The following is a 23,811-nucleotide window of genomic DNA, read 5'->3' as shown; positions in this document are numbered from 1 at the left end:
CCAAAACCGGAACATTATCTTAAATAAATGCAAAAGCAAAGAAACCAAATGGGAATCCCAACTTACAGGATTCCCATTTGGTTTCTTTGCTTTTATTTTATTCTTCTACCACCGGAAAATATACTTTTATCTCACAGCCGCCTGCAGCTTCATCAGAGGAAACATCCAGTTCCACATTCAGGTCATGTGCCATTTCTTTTGCAAGATAAAGTCCCATCCCGGTTGCTTTCTTCCGCCTGTCACCGGAATCTCCGGTAAAGCCTTTCTCAAATACATACGGAAGATCGCAGGCTTTAATACCCATGCCATTATCCCGGACAGATAAAATGATCTTCTCCTGCTCTCTGATACAGGAGATCCAGAGCTGTTTATCCTTTCCTTTGCTGTATTTGATCGAATTACTGATAAACTGTCCGAGCATAAATGCGAAGCCACGTTTATCGGTAAATAATGTGTTCTCCTTTATATCAAGCTGAACCTGTATCTTCTGTTCTTCTAACAGTGGTGTGAAATCCTCCAGCACTTCTTTTACACAGGTTTCCGTATCGACCGACTCAAACCTGTAATCTTTTCTCGCCCCCTTTAAACGGGCATAGTATAACATCTGGTCGATATATCTCTGCATCTGACAGTTGATCCGGTCAAGCTTGCATACCACATCTTCTGACAGCTCGTCTCTGTGATTGTCCAGCATAAATGTCAACAGGGCAAGCGGCGTCTTTACCTCATGCGCCCATGCTTCCACATATTCCTCATAATCATTTAGCTGTAACTTCGTCTGTGCGCATTGATCCATCTGTTCATGTAATATCTGACTGAAGCTTCTGATCTCTGCCTGCAGATTCTCCGCATCATGAAGCAGTTGTTCCTCATGATAGGAATCCGGCACTGCAAGGAATTCATCAAATGCTTTCTTCCGTTTTCTCTCTTTCTTTGCCAGATAAAGAACAGCCGTTACAAATACCAGCAGGCTGAACAGAATTACCGATATTGCGATCACATAAAATGCCTGTGCATCGATCAGCCATAACAGCAGGATACTGAGCAGATCAAGCAGTCCGATGATCCCCAGCCAGAATCTATTCTGTTTTATGATCTGTCCGATCTCCTTTATGGATATATGTTCCATCTCTACCTCTCCGCTGTCTGTCCGACAAAACGATATCCGACGCCACGCACAGGAAGGATCTGCTGTGGCATATCAAGATTTGCCATTGTCTTTTTCAGTCTCGTAAGATTCACCTGTAAAGCATTTTCATCGATGAATTCTGCCGTCCCCCATAAGGCGATACAGAGTTCCTCTTTCGTCACGATATCCGATCCGTGCTCTAAGAATATCCCAAGGATTTTTCCCTGATTCTGCGGCAGGATAACAGACTGGTTATGAATATATAAAGTATAGGTCTGACGGTCAAGGAGAAATCCGTTTCCTTCCAAAAGGTTATTTCTTCCCTCGTACCGTTTCAACACATTGGATACTCTGGCGAGCAGACGTTCTTTTCTGCACGGCTTCGTCAGGAATTCATCTGCGCCCAGATCCAGGGCATGCAGTTCATCCTGAAGTTGATCCCTCGACGTCAGAACCAGAACCGGTATGGAGCTTTTCTGCTTCAGTTCCCGGCAGATCTGGAATCCACCCATGCCCGGCAGATTCAGATCGAGCAGCACCAGATCCGGGGATGCTGCAAGAATAGCTGCTGCCGCATTCTCAAAATCCGTGATACCGCTGGTCTGATAGCCCGCCTTCTGCAATATATCTTCCAGTTCTTCCCGCATCATATCTTCATCTTCTACCACTGCTATATGCTTCATATCTACTCCTCATCTATCAGTCAAGGTTTCACGCCATCGCCATTGATCTTCATCTGCTCTGAATCTACTCCTCACGTTCCGGTACCATCAGTGTCAGAAGATACCGGTTGCTTGACCGTTTTACAAATGCCATATAAATGCATTCTACCACACAGAGCAGCAAAATCATAGCCGCAGCAAGCAGCATGGCATCTCCGATACTATTTGAGATCATACCGGAAACCAATGTAAGAACGGCACGCACACCAAAGATACTGCTGATGCCTGCAACGACAACCGGCATACCAAAGTACCAGTTGATCTGCTTTCTTGCGGAACGGCAGAGCAATTCATAGGTTGCTCCAAGCCGGATCAGTGTCTTATATCTGCGGCCGGATTTCTGCTGCCCCATCAGGAATTGTACCCCGATCACGGTATTTGCAATGATCAGGAAAATGATCGCCAGATAGATCGTGATATAACTTGCTGCTACGATATAGAACATCCGGCGTCCCATATTTTTCAAATAACTTTCATATTCAATATTTTTTGCTGCAAAATCGATCTGCGCAAGTTTATCATTCATCTGCATGACCGACTGAAGCAGGTTATCTCCCTTGACCTTTGACTGATCCAGCACACCATTCAGATAGATCGTGCTGTCCCATGTATATTTGTCAAATATTTCATCCGGCACGATCAGGGCAAAGGATAATGTAATTGCCCGGTCGGTAATAAGCGGTGTGTTCTGTATCTTACCGGTCAGATACATCTTATGATCCAGATATGCCACCTCCGGGCGGTCTGCCAGAATATCATTTATATTCTGATTCATACTATCCGATGTAAATTCCAGACTTTTAAATACTGCCGCCTCATCGTCTGACAATGCAAGAGGTTCTTTCCCTGCAAGTTCGAGTACATGATTATATCCGCTCAAAGAGATCAGATATGGATATGACACATATTCCAGATTGTTAAGCAGAATATCTTTATCCTCTGAATCCGGCAGTTGTTCTACCCGGCTCATAACGGATGACAGATCAAATACATCATAATCATCATTTGCACCCGGAATAAGATGACCGACCCGCACCTCAAACAGATCGGAAAAATCCTGTTCCAGTCCGTTGTCTGTCAGAAGCTTTTTTACATTTTCCACACCCTGTTTCTGATCTTCTTCGTAATTTTCAAATGTATAATCCATGATATGGATATTTCCCTTTTCATTTCCATAGGAAAATGCGATCACGATTCCTGCTCCAAAACAGCAGAGAGCTGCAAGGATCAGAATAGAACTGATCGATAAGGTACTGGATTTTCTTATGACATTTTCCTGCACCTGACGGAAGTTAAATACCCGAAGGGCAGCTCCCCCATGGCTGTGTTTTGCCAGACGGTCGATAAAAAACCGCATGCCATAGAATAAGAGCAGCATACCAACAAAACCGATCAATATTGTCTCAGACATCTTACGAAGTGTCGTCCATGATCTTCCTCCAATCGCCATGCTGTATGCCACAGCCAGACAGATAATACCGAGAACGAAACTTACCGCATAGACGCCAGCCGGGAACTGCTTCTTGGTTCCCTCCGGTGTATCAACTAATAATGCACCGATCTCCTGTCCTGCGATCTTCCCGCTTAAGATCAGGAATGCAACCAGCTTGATCACCAGAAATCCAACAGCCGTTATTATGATTGCCTGAATGGAGAATGTTACCTGATGACCGACGATCCCAAGTCCTACACATTTGGCTGTGATCAGACTGATCAGTTCGGATAATAAAATGGCAATCGGAAGTCCTGTTACAAGTGCTGCCAGACTGCTTCCTATATCTTCTGCAAGAAGCATCCCGAATAGCTTGCTTCTCCGCATTCCCATCATCAGGTAGACGCCAAATTCGTGTTTTCTCCGTTCCAGTTGGAATTTGCTTGCATAGTAGATCAGGAAGAATAAGATCACCAGTGTCATTACAAAAAATGCAGGTATGATCTGGAACAGACGATCTACCGCATCACTCTCCATTTTCTTAAGGAATACCATAACATCCTGTGAAGAAAGTGACAGGATAATATAGAATGCCACGATAGATATTACTAACGAGGAGAAAAATAAACCGTTTTCTTTTCTGTTTCGTTTACTGTTTTTTCGGATCAGTTTAAAGAACATTTGCGCTGCCCCCTCCCAACTGTGCCATGACCTGCAGGATTCTTTCATAGAACTGTTGCTGTGTCTCTGCGAGCAGATCACGTCTTAATTCATGGAAGATCACGCCATCCTGAATAAAAAGTATCCGCTTGCAGTAGCTTGCAGCATTGGAATCATGCGTTACCATCAAAACCGTTGTTTTGTCGTCTCGGTTCAGGCCGGCTAATTTCTCCATTAAGGCTTTGGCATTTCTGGAATCAAGTGCTCCGGTTGGTTCATCTGCCAGAATGATGCCCGGATTCAGGATTAGTGCTCTGGCTGCTGCCAGTCTCTGCTTCTGTCCGCCAGACATCTGCGATGGGAACTTATCCAGTACCTCGGTGATCTCCAGATATTTCGCTAACTGCTCCAGACGCTTTCCGCCCTCTGCCTCCGATATGTTATGAATCGACAATGGAACCATGATGTTCTCACGTCCGGTCAGATTATCCAGCAGTTCAAAATTCTGGAACAGGTATCCGATCTCCTTGCCACGGTATCCTGCCAGCTTCTTGCCCTTCAACCTCTGGATCTCTGTACCCTTCATCCGGATCTTACCGCTGTCCGGCTGGATCACTGTTGCGATACAGTTTAATAACGTTGATTTACCGGAACCACTGCTACCCATAATTCCCAAAAACTCGCCCGGCATCACCTGAAACGTGATTCCATTTAACGCCTTTGTCTGGTTCGGTTCCTTGCCATAATATTTTTTCAGATTTTCTATCTCTAATAATGCATCCATGCTGCCGCCTCCTTGTACTTTCTTAATTGCTGCTGTCTGACTTCTTGGGGTATCATGGTTTCCTTCGCTCTCTCATACCCTCGCCATTTTGCTTCTGCGGGTATCACATTCTTTTTTTCTCTCTCATACCCGCTACTGCCCGGCTCCTGGGGTATGACATTGGCTTTCTCGCTTTCATACCCGCTGTTGTCTGACTTCTGGGGGTATCATGGTTTCCTTCGCTCTCTCATACCCGCTGCCGCCCGACTTCTGGGGGTATCATGGTTTCCTTCGCACTCTCATACCCTCGCCATTTTGCTTCTGCGGGTATCACATTCTTTTTTTCGCTCTCATACCCGCTGCTGCCCAGCTCCTGGGGGTATCATAATTTATTTCTTAATTTCATACCCACCATATCTGACAATATTTATACTATCAGATATCTTCCTCAAATAACACTTACACTGAATGAAAGGTTTTGCCTGTATAATTCCGGAAACATCCGACGATACTAAATATGTTTAAAAAGATAATTGCAGAATTATTATATATATTGCTCATACATGAACAGTATGCCTTACCAGCACAGTATATATGCCCTTCCGCAATCATCAATAAAATTCCATCAGGAGGTTATCCCATGTCAAATATGTTTTGTTTTCAGTGCCAGCAGACGGCTGGCAATAAAGCCTGTGTGAATACCGGAGTCTGCGGTAAACAGCCCTCGACATCCAATCTGCAGGACGAATTAATCTGTGAACTGATACGACTTGCCGAAGCAGCCGAGCTTACAAAGAAATCCATACAACAGAAAAAAGAGACAGATCCCAAACTTCTGTCCCGATACCTGAACAACCGAAAATCCGCTGACCGTCTGCTGATCGATGGTTTATTTACAACACTTACAAATGTAAATTTTGATGATAAATCAATCAAAGATTACATCAACGAAGTGCAGAAAAACCAGAAGGATATCATGCGCTGTATGCCTACAGACATATGTAACATATCAGATATCGCATATAAGAACTCCCCGACTACAAATATGAATTCATCAATTGCAAATATGAACTTCTCAGATACAAATATGAATTCATCAACAGCAAATATCAATCCTCCGACCTGTGGATTGAAAGATCCACATGATATACCGGTAATCAGCCTGTGGGATGGTACGGACGATATCGTGTCACTCCGCTCCACGTTATTGTTCGGCTTAAAGGGAATGGCTGCGTATGCGCATCATGCAATGAATCTCGGCTATCAAAATGATAATGTAACAACCTGGTTCTATAAGGGCTTGTGTGAAGTGAACCGCGAACACTCGGTAGAAGAATGGATCGAGCTTATTATGGAATTTGGAAAAGTGAACTATCAGTGCATGGAACTGCTCGATAAGGCAAATACCGAATCCTTCGGCACACCAACGCCGACTAAGGTTCACACCGATATCCGCAAGGGGCCTTTCATTGTTGTATCCGGTCATGATCTCCGCGATCTGGATCTGCTCTTAAAACAGACCGAAGGAACCGGGATCAATGTCTATACACATTGCGAAATGCTTCCGGCTCACGGCTATCCAAAATTAGCCGCCTATAAGCATCTTGCCGGCAACTTCGGAACTGCATGGCAGAGCCAGCAGACGGAATTTGAAAATATCCCTGCACCCGTCCTCTTTACAACCAACTGCCTGATGCCGCCACGCCCAAGCTATGAAGATCGCATCTACACCACCTCTGTTGTCGGCTATGAAGGAATGGTGCATATCGAGGGAACAAAGGATGGCAAGAAGGATTTTACTCCGATCATCAAGCATGCCCTAAAGCTGGGCGGTTATGAACACGATCACAGCATGAGCGGTATCAATGGCGGACATATCCTGACAACAGGATTTGCACATGGCGCAGTCCTCTCCCATGCAGATAAACTTACAGCCGCCATCAAGAATGGTGATATCAAACACATCTTCTTAGTTGGCGGCTGTGACGGTGCCCATCCGGGCAGAAATTATTATACGGAATTTGTAAAACAGACTCCTATGGATTCTCTCGTTCTGACACTTGCCTGTGGCAAATACCGGTTCAATGATCTCGACCTGGGTGAGATCGATGGAATTCCAAGGATCTTAGATATGGGGCAGTGTAATGATTCTTACAGCGCGATCAAAGTTGCCCTTGCACTGGCAGAAGCTTTTAACTGTGATATCAACGAGCTTCCTCTGACTCTCGTTCTTTCATGGTATGAACAGAAGGCTGTCTGCATCCTTTTAACCCTGCTTGCCCTCGGTGTCAAAAACATCTATCTCGGCCCAACCCTTCCGGCATTCATGACAGAGACCGTTGTCCGTTTTCTGGTTGACACCTACAACCTGCAGCCGATCACGGCTCCTGAGCAGGATATGGATGCGATCCTCGGGCGCGGCTAAATAGTCAGCCGGCATCATCCCATTCCGGCAACAGCTTCATCACACGTTCCGGCAAACATCAGTGCTTTATCACACATTCTGGTAACCACCACAATAAGGGCAGCGGCTGGCATATCCGGTTGCTGCCTTATAAGAAGCACCGCAGTTCGAACATCGGACTGCGATCAGGTGAAGCTGTTCCGGATCGATCGGCTTGTTGTCCATCAGCTCTTCTTCTCTTCTGAGCCGTTCTCCACGGACAGAAGCAGGATCATAACTGTACTTACCATTGTATTCATAGATATCGATCGTCATTCCGATCGGGAACATGGAATCCGCTCCTCCACTGATCGAAGTCAGTCGGTCATTTTTTGCGGACAGTTCATACATGCTATCCTTTTCTGTTCTCTGCTCCTGCGTTTGCTCTCGTTTGATTTCTCCCTCCGTATCTTCTTGGCACAAGCAGGACAATACCTTGATGCACCAGAGCCCGGGACATATTCAACGCCGCACACCGTACAATTTTTAGCGGGCATTGCTGCCCACCGTTTTGTAGGTATGATATGTAATTCATCGACAAAGCCGATGAATTTATAGTAAATCTTGATTTCCTGCTTCACTGTTCCGTCTGCCATCTTCTCACGCTCCGAAACAAGTATCTTGTCTATGAGTGCGTTTATAACTGTTGCATCCAGTTCTTTTAAGCCTTGATAATTTCGGATAAGGGCGAGGAAGTCACGGATTCCCCGTGATTTCTCGTAGCTTTCATTAAGAGTTTCCGTCACCTCTTTCAGCCTTGCTTCAATTTCAAGCTGCTCTTTCTGGTATTTCCCCGACATCATCTCAAAATTCCGCTCGGTAATACGCTCCATGACCTTATCCTCGTAGAGAGAGGAAAACAGCCTGTCCAGTTCCGCAAGGCGTTTGTTCAGCTTCTTACGTTCTTTCTCTAATGCTTTCGCCCTGCTCTGGTCTGTTTCCGTGAGCCGCTTTTCTATGGCCCTGACCGCCTTTTCATCATTCACTGCCATATCCGCAAAACAGTTGATGTCGGCAAGAACGGCATTGAATAAATCCCTTGCTTCTATATTGTGGGCACTACACTCGCTTCTTCCGTTTCTTGCATAATTATTACATGAATACTGTACACAGTCGATAATCTCTGGGCGTTTCCTCCTGTGTACGTTCATTGCCCGCAGAGCACATCCGCAGTCCACACACTTGATAACGCCTGCAAAAATATTTACAAATCCTCCCTTGTTCTGTGGAAGCCTACGACTTGTAATAAGCTGTTGGACAATATCAAATTCCTCCTGCGTGACTATTCCCTCATGGGTATTGGGTATCACTTCCCATTCTTCGGGCAGCTTAGAGGGGCGTTTCTTGCTTTTCATATTGGCGGCAATCCGTTTGTAGCCTACAAGATTTCCCGCATATATCGGGCTTCTTAAAATGCTCCTCACGCTGTTCCCACTCCAAATATAGCGTTTGTCCTCGTTCCCCTCAAAATGACGTTCAAAGCCTGTTTCGCCACGCTCCGCCGCATAAGCGGCAGGGCGTAGGATATGCTGTTTATTAAGATGTCTGCAAATTTTGGCAACTCCATTCCCTTTTAATGCAAGGTCGAATATCTCTTTTACAACATGTGCCACTTTATCATCTATCAGCAGATGGTTGTGGTCGGCAGGGTCTTTGATATAGCCATAAGGGGCGGTAGTTCCCATGAATTTCCCCTGTTGAAACCTCGCCCGATATGCCGATTTTATCTTAACAGATATGTCAGCGGCATACATTTCGTTTAAAATGTTGCGGAAAGGCGTGATGTCCATAGCAGATTTATTCAAGGTATCTACGCCGTCATTGACCGCTATATACCTCACGTTATGCTCTGGGAAGAAAACTTCCAGATATAACCCACAATCAAGATAGTTTCTCCCCAGACGGGATAAATCTTTCGTAATCACGCAGTTTATCAGACCGCTTTCAATGTCTTTTATCATATTCTGGAAACTTGGTCTTTGGAAATTTGTACCAGAATAACCATCGTCCACATACGTTTTTGCTATGTGCCATCCCTGCTTTTTCACATAATCCGTGAGGATGGATTTCTGTGTCGCAATGCTCGCACTCTCGTTATCCGTACCATCGTCTTTAGATAAGCGGCAATAAATGCCGACTAAATAGATTTTCTTTTCTTCTTTGATTCCTGCCATACTGTAAAACCTCCGTATCTGTCCTATCTGTTTTCATGTCCCATTGCGTACATTCTAAGCGGACAGCCCCTCATTGTCGAAGGTGTCGCCCTCGGCAATCTTCTTCCGAATATCCTCGGAGATAATCGGGACAAACGCTTCTGTAACGGTCTGTGTGCCGACATATTCACGGCTGATTATCATCTGCACTGGTGCTTTTGGCACGATACGCTTTCTCTTTTTATCTGCTTTCTTATCCTCGCCCATACTTAAATCTTCCTTTCCAGACAGGGCAGGGAAGAGTTTGGAAATGTCCCCGCCCTGCCAATCAGATACCATTAATCCTCGCTGTTTAATTCTTTCTGTAATGCTTTAAGGAGTGCCGCCGCTTCATCAGCGTTCAGCGTGATTCCCTTGCCGCACTTTTCACGGTTCGGGGAAAAGCTGCGGATGTCATACTTCGGCTCTTTCCCATTCCATGAAATGAGATTGATTTCCTTTGTGTAGCCACTGTCGCCCGTAGACAATACTGCGATTTCCTTTACGATTTCATACTGGATTTCTCTCATTCTCCATACCTCAACTCTCTGTATTTACTTCCCGAAAAAAGAAGATTAGCGGCTGTCACGGTTGCGTTTCCTCTGCAACTCACGCTCCAAAAGTTTGATGATGGTTTCCTCCATCTGCTTCGGCGTTGTGTTCTTCGGAAAGTATTTTTTCAGCTTGCTTGTGTTGATTTTCAAGGTTTCTTTCTGGTTGCCCTTTTCCTCCGTCATAATCGCAAATATCGTATCCATGTCAAGCCGCCCGCTCTGGCTTAACTGTTTCATCCGCTGTGCCTGTGAGAGTGAGGGCGTTGCTTCTTCGCTCTCCATCGTGGCAAAGAGGTTTTCCTGCTCGTCTTTCTTCAAGAAGGACAGTTCCACCGCAGGCGTGAGGGCGATTTTCCCCTCGTCCACCATCTGCAAAATCGGCGGTATCAGTTCCGTCAGGCGGATAAAACGCTGCACGGTCATCCTGCCCACGCCGAAGCCCTGTGCCACCTTGTCGTCCGTCCGCAACTTCGTCACAACTTGTGACGAGGTTAAGTCTGTGCGGAAACCCTGCCGCTTCATGGCTTCGGATTTCATCTTGTAAGCAAACGCCCGCTCCGATGGCAGGATATTCTCACGCTGCAAATTGCTGTCTACAAGGGTGATGATGGCTCGGTCACGGTCTAAGGGCAGGACAAACGCAGGCACGGTATTTATCCCTGCAAGTTCAGAAGCACGGACACGCCGCTGTCCTGCAATCACTTCATAACCGTCCCCGTCCTCTTTCGGGCGTGTGATTATCGGCGTGACAATGCCAAATTCCTTGATGCTTTCCGCTAACTCTGACAGTGTTTCATCTTCTGCCACATGAAACGGATTGTCGGGGAACGGGTACAAGTCTTTGGTCTTTAACACCTTAAAATCCTGTTTCTTCATTCACATATCTACCTTTCTTTCGCTCTGCTTCTATGATTTTTCTGCAATTCTTCCAACACTTCGGGCGGTATTTTTGACAGCAGCCGCCCCATCTGCTCGTTGGTTCTCTGCAATTCAAATATCTTCTGATTCGCTTTCTGCACCTTTAGTTCCTGCTCGTACTTTTCATCACGCATACGCCCCGCATAGTCTGATTCCTGCCCAATTCTCTCTTTCAAACTGTCGATATACGCCTGCTGTTTCCCGATTTCCTTAGAGAATTTCTCCACGTCTGGCAGCCATGCAGAGAGTAAATCTAACGCTTTATCCCTTTTCTTCCCTGCGTTAAAGGCGTTGATGTCGGATAGGGCAGACACGATTTCTTCATACTGTTTATCAAGCCTGCCGCCTAATTTATAGAGCCATGTGGGGACGTGTTTCCGCTTGGTTTCCATTGAGGACTGCCCCCGTTCAAGCTGATTCCACCGTGAGGACATCCGCTCATGGTAGGCGGTCTGCCACTCGGATAATGATTTCTGGTTGCCTAAGATAGCTTTCGCTGACAGCTTATTGTCTGGCGTAATCGGCACAAAGCAGAGGTGCATATGGGGCGTTCTCTCGTCCATATGGACGACAGCGGAGAGGATATTCTGCTTTCCAACACGCTCCGAAATGAAGTCAAGAGCCGTCTGGAAATACGCTTTTTGTTCTTCGGGCGGTAACTGGTTCATAAATTCTGGTGAAGCTGTGATGAGCGTTTCCACCATCATCACGCTGTCTTTCCTTGTCCTGCACCCCGCTTCGGCTACCATGCGGTTAATCTCTTTCTTGTAGGTGTACTTTGGTGGTGCTATGAGATGGTAATTGTTTTTAGAGCGTTCCATATCTATATCTGGGTTGCTTTTGTAGGCTTCTTTCTTCCGCTCGTTGTGGCGTTCACAAGCCGCAACGCCGCCCGCTTTTCGTTTCTGGAAACGCAGGATTGCATAAGGCATAGGCGGATTCCTCCTTTCTTTCGGCGGGTGACCGTCCTTTGGGGTGACAGCGGTGACGGTGGTGACAGCAGTTTTGGGATACCCCCTGCCGACTGCCGCAACTGTCACCCTCACCCCCTGCATGACGGTCATGTCGATGATGACGGTGTTTTTGGGATACCCCCCTCGCAAGAGCCGTCACCGTCATGCCGCCATTCTTTTATCCGAAGCCGTAAGGCGTAGGATAGCAGGGCACAGCCCTGCCTTAAGGGAGTCCAGAGGGAACGTCTGGCACACGACTTTGCAGGGCAAAGTGTAGTGTGTTACACCCTGTAAACGCAGTCGGAAAAATCGGAATGATTTTTCTGACCGCAGGGGTGGTTTTACACGACCGAAAAGGGCGAGTAAATCTCACGCCTGCATTTTGCGTTTACGGGGTGTTCTCCCGTAGGGATGACAGCGGCAGGGTATCCTAAAATCACTGTCACCACCGTCACTGCTGTCACCCGCAGGGCAGAGCCGCCAGCTTTACATGGCTTTAAGCGTCAATGACAGTAACAGGGGGGTATCCTAATATCGCTGTCACCACCATCACCGCTGTCACCCGCCCTCCTTGCAAGGGCAATCCGCCTGCCGTCTTTCCTGCGGCTGTACTGGTAGCAGATACGGTTCTCGCTTAAAAATGTGGTGCGGTATTCATTCAGCCATTTCGTAATCACCGTGGGTATGGTTTCCGTTTCCCCCATAGCGGCTAACAGTTCCGTTGCCGTGCCTATCCATTCTTCCTTATCCCTCATAAAATCCACCAACCGAAAAAGGACATCTGGTATCGTTTCTTTCGCAAGCTGCTCCTGCGTTTTCCGCTCCACAAGCTCCCAACGGCAATCACGGAAACGCAGCGTGTATTCCTGATAAGGCGTGTCCCTGCCCGTCACATACAGCTTGGCGGTGTCAGACGCACGTTTCTCCTTTTCCAGAACAAAGGTAGCGTCCGCACTCCCCGTTAATCCTGTCGTCCCAGACACCTTGTTGAACACGTCGCTGTCATTCTGCTTTCGGATGTGGTGTACGACAATGACCGCCAGAGAGTGCCTGTCGGCAAAGTCTTTGATGAGGGAGATGTCCCCATAGTCGCTTGCATAGGCATTGTCTTTTGAAGCTGTACGGACTTTCTGCAAGGTATCAATGACAATGAGCCTGCTGTCTGGGTAATCTTTCAGATAATCTTCAAGCTGCACGATAAGACCGTCTGACAGCTTGCAGCTTGCCACGGCAAAGTGGAGCCGCCCGCTTGCTTCGTCCGTCAAACGAAATAACCTGTCCTGTATGCGGCAGAACGTGTCCTCAAGGCAGAGGTAAAGCACATCGCCCTCCATTGTCGGCATATCCCATAAAGGGATTCCCTGCGACACGCATAAGCATAGCTTCAGCATGAGCCAGCTTTTGCCTATCTTCTGTGAGCCGCAGAACAGCGATAAGCCTGTCGGGATAAGGCTGTCCACCACAAAGGATGGTTTCTCAAGCGGTTCATAAAGGAGCGTTTCGGCGTTGACTGTCTGTAACTTCTGCATGGCTTTCCTCCTTTCGGGCGGTGTCTTTGTTTTCGTTGCACATAGGCGTTGACCTCCTTAAAAATAGATTTACTCCCACGGAAAAAAGTGAGAGTATGTAATGCCGCCAATCCCACACAAATAAAAAACAGATTTCTTTTTCGGGCGGTGTCGGTCACGGTTGGAGATATTTCTTCAATTTCCGCCTTTACTTTCTCCTTTGCAATCGCAACAGATTTCTGTATTGCCGAAGCGGTGCAATGCTCCATAGCGGCGATTTGGTAAAAATTGAACTCATACTCGTAGTAGAGCAGGAAACGCCGCCTTTGTATCTCTGGAAGGCTCCCAACCGCCTTATAGAGCGTTTCATTCCGTTCTTCCTCAACCATGCGTTCATCAAGGCTCTTAGGCACACGCAACGCCCGTCTGTAAAGGGTTTCGTCCCATACCTCGTTAAACTCCCTGTGCCGCTCGTCCCATTAGAAAAGATTCCTGTTCCTGCGCTCCATCTGCCGAAACTCCATAAAGAACTGTTCCGACACTTCCAACTCGTGGGATTTGCCCTGCCCGTCCTTAAAGCTGATAAAATACCTTGTGCCGCTTTCCGTGGATTCCTCCCGAAGCGTGTATGCCTTAACCCTGTATGCCATCCTGTTGTCCTCCTGCAAAAAATGAGTGAGGGGATTTCCATCCCTCACCCAGTAGCCCGCAGGATGGCAGGCTGTTTTAGAAGCTATAAAATTTTCCGCAGCTTCTTCCGCAGATGGTCTAACCTCGCATAGATGGCACCAGTCGTCAAATGCACAAGCGGGGCAATCTCCTTTGTGGAATACCCCTGCATTTTCAGCAGGACGATTTTCAAGGTACGCCCGTCCACCGTGACTAATACTTGATAGAGATTTTCGCTCTCAATCTCTTCCAGTAACTCCGCAACCGTACCCACTTCCGCCTGCCGCTCCCTGCCTGCCATGTCCTCAAGATATTCCGCAACGTCATTCGTCCATCGGTAAAACCGCCTGTTGGAATTGAAGTCTGCCCTGTCCGCCATGCGTATCTGCTCAATGGTCGCTTCATCAACGCCGCACTCACGCAGCAGCTTTTCCTCCGCTTCTTTCCAGATACGCCATTTCCTGTCCTCCCGTCCGTGGTTGTATGCCATTCTTACTTCCTCCAATCAGAATTGATTGAGAGGGCAGAGAAAAGCCCCCTCATCTTCCCAAAGGAAAAAACAAGGGGGCTGAACGCCTTAAATTTTAATTTTCTATTATCTTTCTTAGTTTTATTAGGATTCTGGCTTTGCGTTTGTTTACAACGCTCTGGGTTATGCCCAACCTCGCCCCGACTTCACGCTCGGAAAGTCCGTCAAAAAAGATTGCCTGTATCAGCTCCTGTTCACTATCCGACAGCAAAGGCAGGGCGGCTTTCAGCCTGTCCACCATGACCGCATTGACAACGGTTTCTGCAATGTCCACCGCTTCATCAGTGATAAAGTCCAGAGGATTCCCCTCGCTGTCCGTAAATCCGTCGAGAGATAGCAGTCTATTCTTTGTATCTAATTTTTGCAGATAACGCCACCGTTCCTTGTCACGGTAGAAGTCTGTGTATTGCTCCCTCACGACTTCAAGCAGACAGCCTTGAATGGGGATAAACAGCTTGTCCATATAGGTCTGGTCGGATTCCCTGCAACGGCAGAACTCCGTGTAGGATAATTCCACATAGCCGCCACTTTCTCTGATATATACCTTTCTTGGTGCATATTTCACCATAAATACCTCCCATCTGAATTTTTGAAATGTAAAAAATCCAGATGGAGAGGCGGAGAACGACACCGCATATCAGAAACAGCCCTACGGCACTTTCCAACAAAAATCGACAAAAGAAAAACCGCAAAGGCTCTGTGACCTTTACGGTTATAGGAAATAGTAATTCTATTGTATGGAGATTGTACTTCTACTTTCAAGGTGAGAAGTACCGTTGCACTGGCAGAAATTTTTTTAACTGGTTTCCTGCCGTTCTCTGATATGCTATGTATTGATAAATTTTGCTTCGTATGAGCAGATAGATAACTGCCCGAAAAAAGGACATAAAAAAATCCCTCCAAATTTAAAAACAAATTCAGAGGGTAATTTAGGGTATAACAAAATAACCCACCCGAATATCGTTTTTTTTATTTGGTGAGTTTGTTCTTTCAAATACGAAACAAATGCTCATGTACGGTAAAGTATCACAAGAAAATTATGTCGAATTGACAGCCGCCTCCGCTATACCGAATAAGGAAATAAAGAGTCCTCAAATTTTGCGCTACTAAATGAAGACGAGCGGAAGTAATCTCCCGCTCGTCAGTAAACTTAACTATGCCATATCAATCCCGCTTCTTTCCCGCCACCGGCACTAAGAACAGCGCGGGCAACAGCAGGAAAGCGGTACAGACCAGCCCCCAGGGTATGGACACCTGCTGGGCTACCAGCCCCACAATAGGCCCGCCGATGATCTGCCCGAAAGAGTCCAGCTGTCCGCTGGTGGAAAAGACTGTGGCGCGCATTTTCTCATCCACATGGTCGTTCATCCAGGCGGCCAGCACAGGCTCCTTGATGGTGCGCATAAGCCCCGCCAGCAGGAACACCAACAACATGAACCAAAAGCTCCGCCCCACCGCGAAGAGAACCAGGAACAGGATATACCCGGCGCTGGTGGACATGACCACACTGGTTCGGCTGACAGTCCCTTTTTTCTCCATGCGGGCGATGAGCAACTGAGAAGCCAGAATACCTAAGCCGCTGCCGATAAGACTGATAACACCGAACCAAGTGACGCTGTTCAGCGGCCCGATAACGGGTATTACCGTGTCATCCAGAAAATGAGCGGTGGAGAGCCGGTCAAAGCCTTCACTGGCAAGTCCCCCGCATAGTGTGATTGCTAAGAGCGTCAGCAACACAGGTGCGCCTTTCACAAAGCCCAGGTTGAGCTTGAACAGGCAGACAAAGTCTTTAAGCAAGCCCTGCCGTTCCTCAATAGCAGGGGAGAAGTTGGTTTCTGGCATGATGCGACCCAACACCAGCCCCAACAACAAGCACAAACTGCCCCCCAAGATGAGAGGCATTTGCAGGTTTATGTTTCCCAGCAGTGTGCCCAGCACCACGCCCAGAACGCCGCCGATTTGCCCCATTTGACTGCCCCGCAGGAACACCTTGTCTATGGGTTTGTCCTCTTCCTCCGAGGCAATCCACGCCTCCAGAGCGCCGGTGATGAAGGTATCACCGCAACCCCAGACAACCTGGGCCAGCAGAACCGGCGCGAACCACGGTAGCGCACCCTCCATCAGAAAGCCCAGGCCGTAGAGGAACATTCCAATCAGCACCGAGCGCCGACGGCTATACAAATCCGCCACCACACCGGTGGGCATCTCGAACAGAAAGCAGGAGGTCTCCTGAACCGTCCCTACCAGGACAAGCTGGAAAGCATCCAGCTGCACCACCTCCAGGTGGTACACGATGGAAAGCACTGTGGACATAGAAACCGCCAGGGAACAGACAAATCGGAACAGCAGGTAGACAGAATATGCCTTTGAATTTTTAGCAAACATGAAGTTACATTCTCCTTTCAAATCTCATTTTATATGACTTTTGCAAGCTGTTAAGCTAACTTGTGGAACATATGCCGAACCTTATCTATACGGCTATTCGGGCGGCGGGGTTGGCAAATAAATTTACCAATAGCTGGCTGGTATCCTTTTAACTCTGTCAAGCAGACTCCCTGCCCATTTGTGAAATAAGTTAAATCGTTCCTGTATTCTTGAATACATCTAGCAGGGATTTCTCCTTTCAGAATGACCTCGTCATTCTTTATCTGAGTACTTACAATATCTGCACAATACCTTGGAGCATCATGATACGCCCGTGAGAGATATTCCTGCGGTGCATAAATTTCAAAGTGGAGATATGGCTCTAATAGTTCTGTCCCTGCTTTTTTTAAAGCCTGCTCCAATACGATAGGGGAAAGCAGCCGAAAGTCTGCGGGGGTACTTACAGGACTATAATACAATCCATATTCAAAACAGATTTTACAGTCTGTCACTTTCCATCCATACAGCCCCTGCTCGCAGCCATAAAGAACCCCCTCCATAACCGCATTTTGGAACGATTGGTTTAAATATCCAAGTGAAACTCTGCTTTCATACTGCACTCCGCTTCCAATAGGGAGCGGCTCTATGGACAACCCGACAGAAGCCCAGAAAGGATTTGGCGGGACTTCTATGTGGATGGTATATTCTGCTTTTCTAAGCGGTCTTTCCATATATATAACAGTAGGCTCTTTTATTTCTGCCTCCACATGATATTTTTCCTCAAGGATGGCACAAATGACTTCCATCTGCACTTTCCCCAAAAAAGAAAGTATAATCTCATGCGTTGTAGTATCCACATAATATTTTAAAAGAGGGTCGCCATCTGAAATTTCTGTAAGTGCCCCAAGCAATATTTCCCGCTGTTCAGATTTCTTTGCTGCAATCGTTGTTTGGAGCATAGGGAGAGGATTTTCAATAAATGTTCTCTGCGGCAACAGCATTTCGTTCCCCAAAATACTGTTTAGCTGCAAAACATCATTTGGTAAAATTACAATATCACCAGAGCAGGCTATATCGGATGAACATAATTCCCCGTTTATCGGAACACACATCTCTGTGATTTTTATTTTCTCTTTTTCAGATATTCTAATAACATCCCTCAAATGCAATGTTCCGCTATATATACGCACATAAACAAAACGCCGCCTTTTCTCTGAATATTCAATCTTAAAAACCTGCCCGCATAGTTCAGATTGACCTTCAGGCGTTGATGAATAAAACTTACTGGCAATCACTTCTATAAGCTTCCGAATCCCCAGATTGTTTTTAGCGCTTCCGTGATAAACGGGAAATAACGTTCCGTTTTGGAATCTCCTGTTTTCTTCCTGTTCCAGTTCTGACATTTTAAACGGTTTCCCTGACATATATTTCTCTAATAGTTCATCGTTTCCCATAATTACCGCATCCCACTGTTCCATATCGTCATTGTCCGTTACATTTATATGGGGATGCTGCCCAACCTTTTGCTTTACTATAATTTCCGAAGAAAGCTTTGCTTTCATTTCCCGATATACCATTGGCAAATCAATCCCCTCTTGGTCAATTTTATTGATGAAAAAAATTGTCGGAATCTTCATTATCTGTAGTGCATGAAACAGTATACGGGTCTGTGCCTGTATGCCATCCTTTGCAGAAACTAATAATACTGCTCCGTCTAATACGGATAAAGAACGGTATACTTCCGCCAAAAAATCCATATGGCCTGGCGTATCTATAATGTTGACTTTTACATCCTCCCACTGAAAAGATGTCACTGCTGTCTGGATAGTGATTCCCCTTTGACGCTCCAAATTCATTGTATCTGTCCTTGTTGTGCCTTCATCTACGCTCCCTAGTTCTGCAATTGCACCACTGGTATACAATAAACTTTCCGTTAATGTTGTCTTTCCTGCGTCAACGTGAGCCAGAATGCCTAAGTTAATTATTTTCATGTGATTTTCCTCCTATCAACACCCAAAAAAGGGCATAAAAATACCCAGTGATAAATACTCCTATCACTGGGTAAATAACTCCAATAGCCCCAAAACACTTATATGTTTTCGGGCATATAAAATTACATGATAAAAGTATTCTTAAACTGGGTACAAAAAACTAAGCCCCATATTAAAAGTGAAACGGGACTGCTACTTTTTGTTCCCACTATCAAATTGACAGTTTATTTAAGAATACCTTGCCGCATATTTATTAACTCCTTGTATAATACTGAATCTAATTATATTCCTTAACCCTTTATTTGTCAAGCTGACAAACTAAAGCAGAAAAAGCGGCAGGATTTCCCCCTGCCACTAATCATCTGTTTATGCAAAAATAATTTCCTTTTCCACAATCTCCCTCGCACAAGCCCTTATGTTATTGAGGCATCCTGTCCATTCTAAGGCGTTTTCTGCCTTTAGCTGTTCCGTTATGCCCTGTGCCTGTTTCATACCCTCTATGAGCCTTTCAAAGCGTTCCTGTGCCTGTCTGTTGATGTCGGCAAGGTAGGCGTTTAGCCTGCCGCTTGTAAGAAGATTGGTGTATGTAACTTTACGGTACTGTTTTAGATAATCTAAATGCCGTTGCCCCCAGATGCCTATTGCCTGTTCTTCTTCGGCGGGTACAGTTAAGCACGGTATCAAATAATCCCCTTGCCTTTCGTATTTGCCGCCCAGTTCCTCAAATAATGATTTTGCCATTGTCTGTTACCTCCACATTCTTTTTTATTTTGAATGTCCGCAAAATCCGTCCTACATCGGCAGGATCACTTCCCGCTCGATACCATAATTATCAAAATAATGCACCTTTACATTTAAAGGAAATCTGCCATTTACCATATAAGATGTATTTTTTACATAACCATAAATCTTCGCTGTATACTTTTCACCATGTACACGGATCATTTTCTTGTTATGGAGCATAACAAGGATCGTCACGATAAAACATAATCCAAGTACCACAAACATTAATGGAATTAATATAAATGCCCCGGGCTTACCAAATGCAAATAAAAAGATCAATGTCATAAAAATCCCTATTCCTGCAAAACCCACTCCGACAATCATACATATCTTCTGTGCACTGTTCATATCCATCTGCCTCCCACATAATGATCATAACTATGATACTAGCATCTACCCATTTATAAGTCAAACAAGTCCATGTATTATTGCGTATACAATTATCTGTTTTCACATATGATATTCTTTATACCTGCATATGAAATTTTATAAGTTTGAATATGAAATTTTCACTTGCATTTTTACTAAAAGCTTAGTATAATGACCGACGTTGTAAAAATTGAAGAAAAAGCTTTGGTATAAAATTGGAAACGACACAAGTGTGCTCCTGATATTTCACCTCGTTTGCCGACGGATGAGCATATCACTTGATAACGAACAACACATGTGTCTTTTTTGTGCTTATTTTTAAGATATTTGCAGTTTTGGTTCTGCATTTATTCAGATTATTTATCAAAAAGGAGATTTATTTTATGCCAAAAACTTTATTTCAAAACATTGTTTTCACATTAATGATGTCTTTTCTTATGGTCTATGCCATGATCTGCTACAACATTTCCCTAAACACGGGTGGAATGTCAAACTCCGTTTTCTTAGCCGCCTTTCATGAGCTTATCATCATGTGGCCGGTTGCCTTTTTACTTGAATTCCTGTTTGTAGATAAGGCTGCACATGCTCTTGCATTCCGCTTCGTGAAGCCGGATGACCGCCCGATCATCATCACGCTTGCAATTTCTACCATGATCATCTGCATTATGTGTCCTTGCATGAGCCTTGTTGCCACTATTTTATTCAAGCATGCCGGTCGTCAGTTTGCAGCCGTGTGGCTCCAGACCACCTTCTTAAACTTCCCGATAGCTTTCTTCTGGCAGCTTTTTTACTGCGGTCCATTTATCCGTCTGATCTTCCGCAAGCTTTTTCCAGAGAAATAAGTCTGCATAAACAATGAATTCGAGTGATCCGGCAGGCTGGCACTTCCTACATATGATCCGCTTTATTTTCTATTCGGTTCGCACGCTTATTCATCAGCAGTCGCCCAAACTCGTCCTTACGGACTCAAACATGGGCTTAATGCTGATAGCCAGTGCAAACCTCATAACGAAAATACGCTAATATCATATGTAGGAAGTGCCAGCCTGCCCGGATCACTCGAATCCATTATTTATATTATGAAATTAAAGAATCCCCTCCGACAGATGGTTATATGCGTAACGTTTTACCTGTATTTCTTATATGGTCATCAGACGTTTTCTAACTATGACATTTGCGAAGATTTCGTTGTGAGCTGCATATTGCCAGTAAATACGGGTGCCTGTCGGAGGGGATTTACACATTACGACTGCCAGACCAGGTTACCGGATGGATCAAGAGCCTGAATCCGATAGGTATGGGCTTTGAGATCTGCGGACAGACGGGCAAGATAACCGTCCTTTTTCCAGATGATATAAATACGGTTATACATCTGGTCCGCCGGTAGTTCTGCAAAATGCAAAGCATTTTCTGCCTGAGCAGAGATCTGCGCTGCAGGCTTTGTACGGATTGTCATTTCCGCATCAAATCCAAATGCCGGAAATTCTTTCCGGAATTTCAACATTTCAAGCTGCTTTTTTACGACTTTCTTTTCAAGTCTTGACTCTATATCTTTTTGTGAAAGATTCGTCCGGTTGATCTCTTTATGTCCACCTGCACCCGCACGCTTCACTGCCTCATAATCATTAGATCCGGCAAACAGATCCAGATACCAGACCTGAGGTTTTCCCGGCATAAATATCTGTAATGCTCTGGCTAATAACAAAGCCTGCTCATTTTCGCCAAGTGCATTATAATAAGTCGTATTTACCTGATAATACATCTTTTTATTACCATGAAGATCCTTTACAAAACCACCCCAATCCACAAGCAGCCGGATCAAATCTTCAATCCTGTCGTCCGGCAACAATCCAGTAAGATCCAGTACCGGTATTCCATCATGGCATCCAAGCATATTCACAGTATGAATATTCTCTTTTATCTGTTCCTTTGCCCATTGCTCCAGATAAGTGCCATCGCCTCTGTAAAGAGCATCCAGGATCAATCCCGGAAGGAAAAAGTCATACGTCAGATATCCCTTCTCTGCTATCAGCTTATACTTTTTCTCTTTATATCCGGCATGAATCTCCGGAAGAAGGCGGATTCCATATGGTTGTGCAAGCTTATGGATCTGTTCAAGAAATTCCCATGTTTCCGGTTCATTTAAGAAATTGGCACGTCCCGGTGCTTTTGGGGCATATGCAAATGCATCCAGACGGATTATCTTCGCTCCGTAACCTGCCAGTTTTTTTATGGTTTCACGGTAAAAGTCCCAGACCTTTTCTGATTTAATATTGAGATCCATTTGTCCCAAATATCTGGTATGATAATCCTCAGTATCCCGAATCTCCTGATAAAACGTATTCCAGTATGGAATCCGACTGCCATCTGCCATTTCCACCATCAACAGAGGTAATCCCGGTTTGCGGAAGAACATTGGATCCAGATACTTCTGTTCCGGTTGTATATAGCCATCTTCTGTCATTTCTCCACAGTTTTCCCAGAATGTATTCCAGTTAATAAAAAAGTCACGATATTCCGATCGACTGCCCTTCTCCAACAGATCCTGAAACTGTGGTGACTGCACAGATGCATGGTTTAACACAAAATCCAGCTTCAGATCAATATTCTGTCTGCCTAACCGTAATAGTGCCTTTTCAGAATGAAATGTTTCCTCAAGATCGTAGTCGATTACAGAAAAACCACGATCCAGATCAGAATGGTAAATACTCGGTAGTATATACATTGAGGAAAATGCATCTGCAAATCCATCTTTTTCAAATAAATCCGCAACAGCTTCCAGATCTCCGCCAAGACTGTCCGGATACAGATTCAGCATTGGACCATTTTCAATTTTATTTATATCTGTCATATTTGTTTCTTCTATCTCTGTTTTCCTCATATTCTATAACCTCCTGTTCCCTTACTATTCCGTATAAATCCTGCCATGCATATCCTGAATGATATCTGCCCGATCCAGTCCATCATTAATCTTTTTCTGCTCAATTCTTAATACTCTGGCTACAAATGGACTGTCAATGGCAGTGTCACGATTCCTCTTCTTTCGGTTTTCAAGTGTTTCTTCCGGCGTACTGATCAATACAACAGATACATCCACCCCCTGCAGGTATGCACTGTTTCCATGTGTCCATTCAAGGATCAGAATATCTGTATCTGATACATCCCTGCGATCATACCAGATATCATCCGGGGTTCTTCCCATATGACGTAGCAGCAGTTGTGAGGTTCCTCCATGAAACTGCATGAGAAGATTCGATATAGCTTCATAATCCAGTTCCTGATCCGTACCCAGATAGTCTGTAAGAGCCTTGTCTCCATACTTCTGATATATGGATAACCACTGCATGTCCTCCTGTTCTTCTGCATCCCTTCCGGCTTTTTGAAGCTCTAATAGTTTTTCTTTTACTTCATCTGTATATAGCCTTTCAGTTATAAGTCCATTTAACCCGGACATACGAAATCTCGCAATTCGTTCTGCATCATTATACATGGGAATCCGATGCGGATAATTGTCCCCGCTTATAATAAGTGATTTCTTTCCCTGTTTTTCAAACATATTTTGAAGTAAGAAAGCCATTCCGGTCTTACCAACACCAGAACCTCCGGATACCGATATGACTGTTTTTTTCTCTTTTCTTTCCTCTGTTTTTTTCCGGATCAACGGAAATAATCGTTCTGCGTTTTTGATCTGTTCCTGTGCCAGATCCGATACTGTAATTTCTTTCGTATCCATCTGTCCGTCACCTCATTTCTGATCATCTTATATATCTTTTATTCTATTGTTTTTGCCAAACTCCCCGATCTCTGCAAACAGAAACCGGGGAGTCCTATT

Annotated in this window: 21 protein-coding genes and 1 pseudogene; 2 read left to right on the top strand and 20 right to left on the bottom strand. The window is 45.2% G+C overall.

Going from position 1 to position 23,811, the window contains the following annotated elements:
• Positions 1 to 97: 97 nt before the first annotated feature.
• The 4 genes from DWW85_RS00310 to DWW85_RS00295 all read right to left on the bottom strand — a co-directional run bounded on the left by DWW85_RS00310 (position 98) and on the right by DWW85_RS00295 (position 4,727).
• The gene (locus tag DWW85_RS00310; RefSeq protein WP_117807129.1) at positions 98 to 1,129 is read right to left on the bottom strand and encodes a sensor histidine kinase; all 1,032 of its coding nucleotides are present in this window, start codon (positions 1,127 to 1,129) and stop codon (positions 98 to 100) included.
• Positions 1,130 to 1,131: 2 nt separating this feature from the next.
• A complete protein-coding gene (locus DWW85_RS00305; protein ID WP_117807128.1) occupies positions 1,132 to 1,812 on the bottom strand; it encodes a response regulator transcription factor in 681 nt (226 codons plus the stop codon).
• 64 nt (positions 1,813 to 1,876) lie between these two features.
• Positions 1,877 to 3,964 (bottom strand): ABC transporter permease, encoded by a 2,088-nt coding sequence (locus DWW85_RS00300; RefSeq protein ID WP_117807127.1) that lies wholly within the window; start codon positions 3,962 to 3,964, stop codon positions 1,877 to 1,879.
• On the bottom strand, positions 3,954 to 4,727 hold the full coding sequence (locus DWW85_RS00295; RefSeq protein ID WP_117807126.1) for an ABC transporter ATP-binding protein: 774 nt from the start codon (positions 4,725 to 4,727) through the stop codon (positions 3,954 to 3,956). The genes DWW85_RS00300 and DWW85_RS00295 overlap by 11 nt, the downstream gene beginning before the upstream one ends.
• A gap of 619 nt (positions 4,728 to 5,346) precedes the next feature.
• Here DWW85_RS00295 and hcp point away from each other — a divergent pair.
• Positions 5,347 to 7,131: a hydroxylamine reductase gene (hcp, locus tag DWW85_RS00290; RefSeq protein WP_330599156.1), complete on the top strand. Its 1,785-nt coding sequence runs from the start codon at positions 5,347 to 5,349 to the stop codon at positions 7,129 to 7,131.
• A gap of 69 nt (positions 7,132 to 7,200) precedes the next feature.
• Here the strand turns inward: hcp and DWW85_RS00285 are convergent, their stop codons facing one another.
• The 14 genes and pseudogenes from DWW85_RS00285 to DWW85_RS00215 all read right to left on the bottom strand — a co-directional run bounded on the left by DWW85_RS00285 (position 7,201) and on the right by DWW85_RS00215 (position 19,958).
• Positions 7,201 to 7,500 (bottom strand): zinc-ribbon domain-containing protein, encoded by a 300-nt coding sequence (locus DWW85_RS00285; protein ID WP_242995961.1) that lies wholly within the window; start codon positions 7,498 to 7,500, stop codon positions 7,201 to 7,203.
• Positions 7,467 to 9,323 carry a recombinase family protein gene (locus DWW85_RS00280; RefSeq protein ID WP_001820670.1) on the bottom strand — a complete coding sequence of 619 codons (1,857 nt, stop codon included), beginning with the start codon at positions 9,321 to 9,323 and terminating at the stop codon, positions 7,467 to 7,469. The genes DWW85_RS00285 and DWW85_RS00280 overlap by 34 nt, the downstream gene beginning before the upstream one ends.
• A 54-nt stretch (positions 9,324 to 9,377) precedes the next feature.
• A complete protein-coding gene (locus DWW85_RS00275; RefSeq protein WP_000253176.1) occupies positions 9,378 to 9,641 on the bottom strand; it encodes a hypothetical protein in 264 nt (87 codons plus the stop codon).
• A complete protein-coding gene (locus DWW85_RS00270; RefSeq protein WP_001206986.1) occupies positions 9,641 to 9,871 on the bottom strand; it encodes a PC4/YdbC family ssDNA-binding protein in 231 nt (76 codons plus the stop codon). Before DWW85_RS00270 ends, DWW85_RS00275 begins: the two co-directional genes overlap by 1 nt.
• 45 nt (positions 9,872 to 9,916) lie before the next feature.
• Positions 9,917 to 10,771 carry a ParB/RepB/Spo0J family partition protein gene (locus DWW85_RS00265; protein ID WP_000743700.1) on the bottom strand — a complete coding sequence of 285 codons (855 nt, stop codon included), beginning with the start codon at positions 10,769 to 10,771 and terminating at the stop codon, positions 9,917 to 9,919.
• A gap of 8 nt (positions 10,772 to 10,779) precedes the next feature.
• Positions 10,780 to 11,745, bottom strand: a complete 966-nt coding sequence (gene mobV, locus DWW85_RS00260) for a MobV family relaxase (protein WP_001820668.1) — start codon at positions 11,743 to 11,745, stop codon at positions 10,780 to 10,782.
• A gap of 524 nt (positions 11,746 to 12,269) precedes the next feature.
• A complete protein-coding gene (locus DWW85_RS00255; RefSeq protein WP_001170964.1) occupies positions 12,270 to 13,295 on the bottom strand; it encodes an AAA family ATPase in 1,026 nt (341 codons plus the stop codon).
• Positions 13,296 to 13,449: 154 nt separating this feature from the next.
• Positions 13,450 to 13,924: pseudogene (locus DWW85_RS00250) on the bottom strand (sigma-70 family RNA polymerase sigma factor).
• A gap of 83 nt (positions 13,925 to 14,007) precedes the next feature.
• Positions 14,008 to 14,433 carry a sigma-70 family RNA polymerase sigma factor gene (locus tag DWW85_RS00245; protein WP_000323895.1) on the bottom strand — a complete coding sequence of 142 codons (426 nt, stop codon included), beginning with the start codon at positions 14,431 to 14,433 and terminating at the stop codon, positions 14,008 to 14,010.
• 94 nt (positions 14,434 to 14,527) lie between these two features.
• Positions 14,528 to 15,037, bottom strand: a complete 510-nt coding sequence (locus tag DWW85_RS00240; RefSeq protein ID WP_105116765.1) for a sigma-70 family RNA polymerase sigma factor — start codon at positions 15,035 to 15,037, stop codon at positions 14,528 to 14,530.
• Between the two features lie 599 nt (positions 15,038 to 15,636).
• On the bottom strand, positions 15,637 to 16,857 hold the full coding sequence (tet(40), locus tag DWW85_RS00230; RefSeq protein ID WP_117807125.1) for a tetracycline efflux MFS transporter Tet(40): 1,221 nt from the start codon (positions 16,855 to 16,857) through the stop codon (positions 15,637 to 15,639).
• Between the two features lie 50 nt (positions 16,858 to 16,907).
• Positions 16,908 to 18,827, bottom strand: a complete 1,920-nt coding sequence (gene tet(O), locus DWW85_RS00225) for a tetracycline resistance ribosomal protection protein Tet(O) (RefSeq protein ID WP_117807124.1) — start codon at positions 18,825 to 18,827, stop codon at positions 16,908 to 16,910.
• 366 nt (positions 18,828 to 19,193) lie between these two features.
• Positions 19,194 to 19,568, bottom strand: coding sequence for a TnpV protein (locus DWW85_RS00220; protein WP_001129922.1), 375 nt, complete (start codon positions 19,566 to 19,568; stop codon positions 19,194 to 19,196).
• 51 nt (positions 19,569 to 19,619) lie between these two features.
• Positions 19,620 to 19,958, bottom strand: coding sequence for a hypothetical protein (locus DWW85_RS00215; protein ID WP_181986465.1), 339 nt, complete (start codon positions 19,956 to 19,958; stop codon positions 19,620 to 19,622).
• A 404-nt stretch (positions 19,959 to 20,362) separates the two neighbouring features.
• Here DWW85_RS00215 and DWW85_RS00210 point away from each other — a divergent pair, with 404 nt between their 5' ends.
• Positions 20,363 to 20,821 carry a DUF2798 domain-containing protein gene (locus tag DWW85_RS00210; RefSeq protein WP_117807123.1) on the top strand — a complete coding sequence of 153 codons (459 nt, stop codon included), beginning with the start codon at positions 20,363 to 20,365 and terminating at the stop codon, positions 20,819 to 20,821.
• Between the two features lie 401 nt (positions 20,822 to 21,222).
• On the opposite strand, the gene gtfA is transcribed toward DWW85_RS00210, so the two are convergent.
• Positions 21,223 to 22,860 (bottom strand): sucrose phosphorylase, encoded by a 1,638-nt coding sequence (gene gtfA / locus DWW85_RS00205; RefSeq protein ID WP_117807122.1) that lies wholly within the window; start codon positions 22,858 to 22,860, stop codon positions 21,223 to 21,225.
• A gap of 24 nt (positions 22,861 to 22,884) precedes the next feature.
• Positions 22,885 to 23,712 (bottom strand): zeta toxin family protein, encoded by an 828-nt coding sequence (locus tag DWW85_RS00200; protein WP_117807121.1) that lies wholly within the window; start codon positions 23,710 to 23,712, stop codon positions 22,885 to 22,887.
• Positions 23,713 to 23,811: the final 99 nt, after the last annotated feature.

Source organism: Clostridium sp. AF17-21AC, assembly GCF_003461365.1.
GTDB lineage: Bacteria > Bacillota > Clostridia > Lachnospirales > Lachnospiraceae > Coprococcus > Coprococcus ammoniilyticus.
This window is presented reverse-complemented; position numbering and strand designations above follow the sequence as displayed.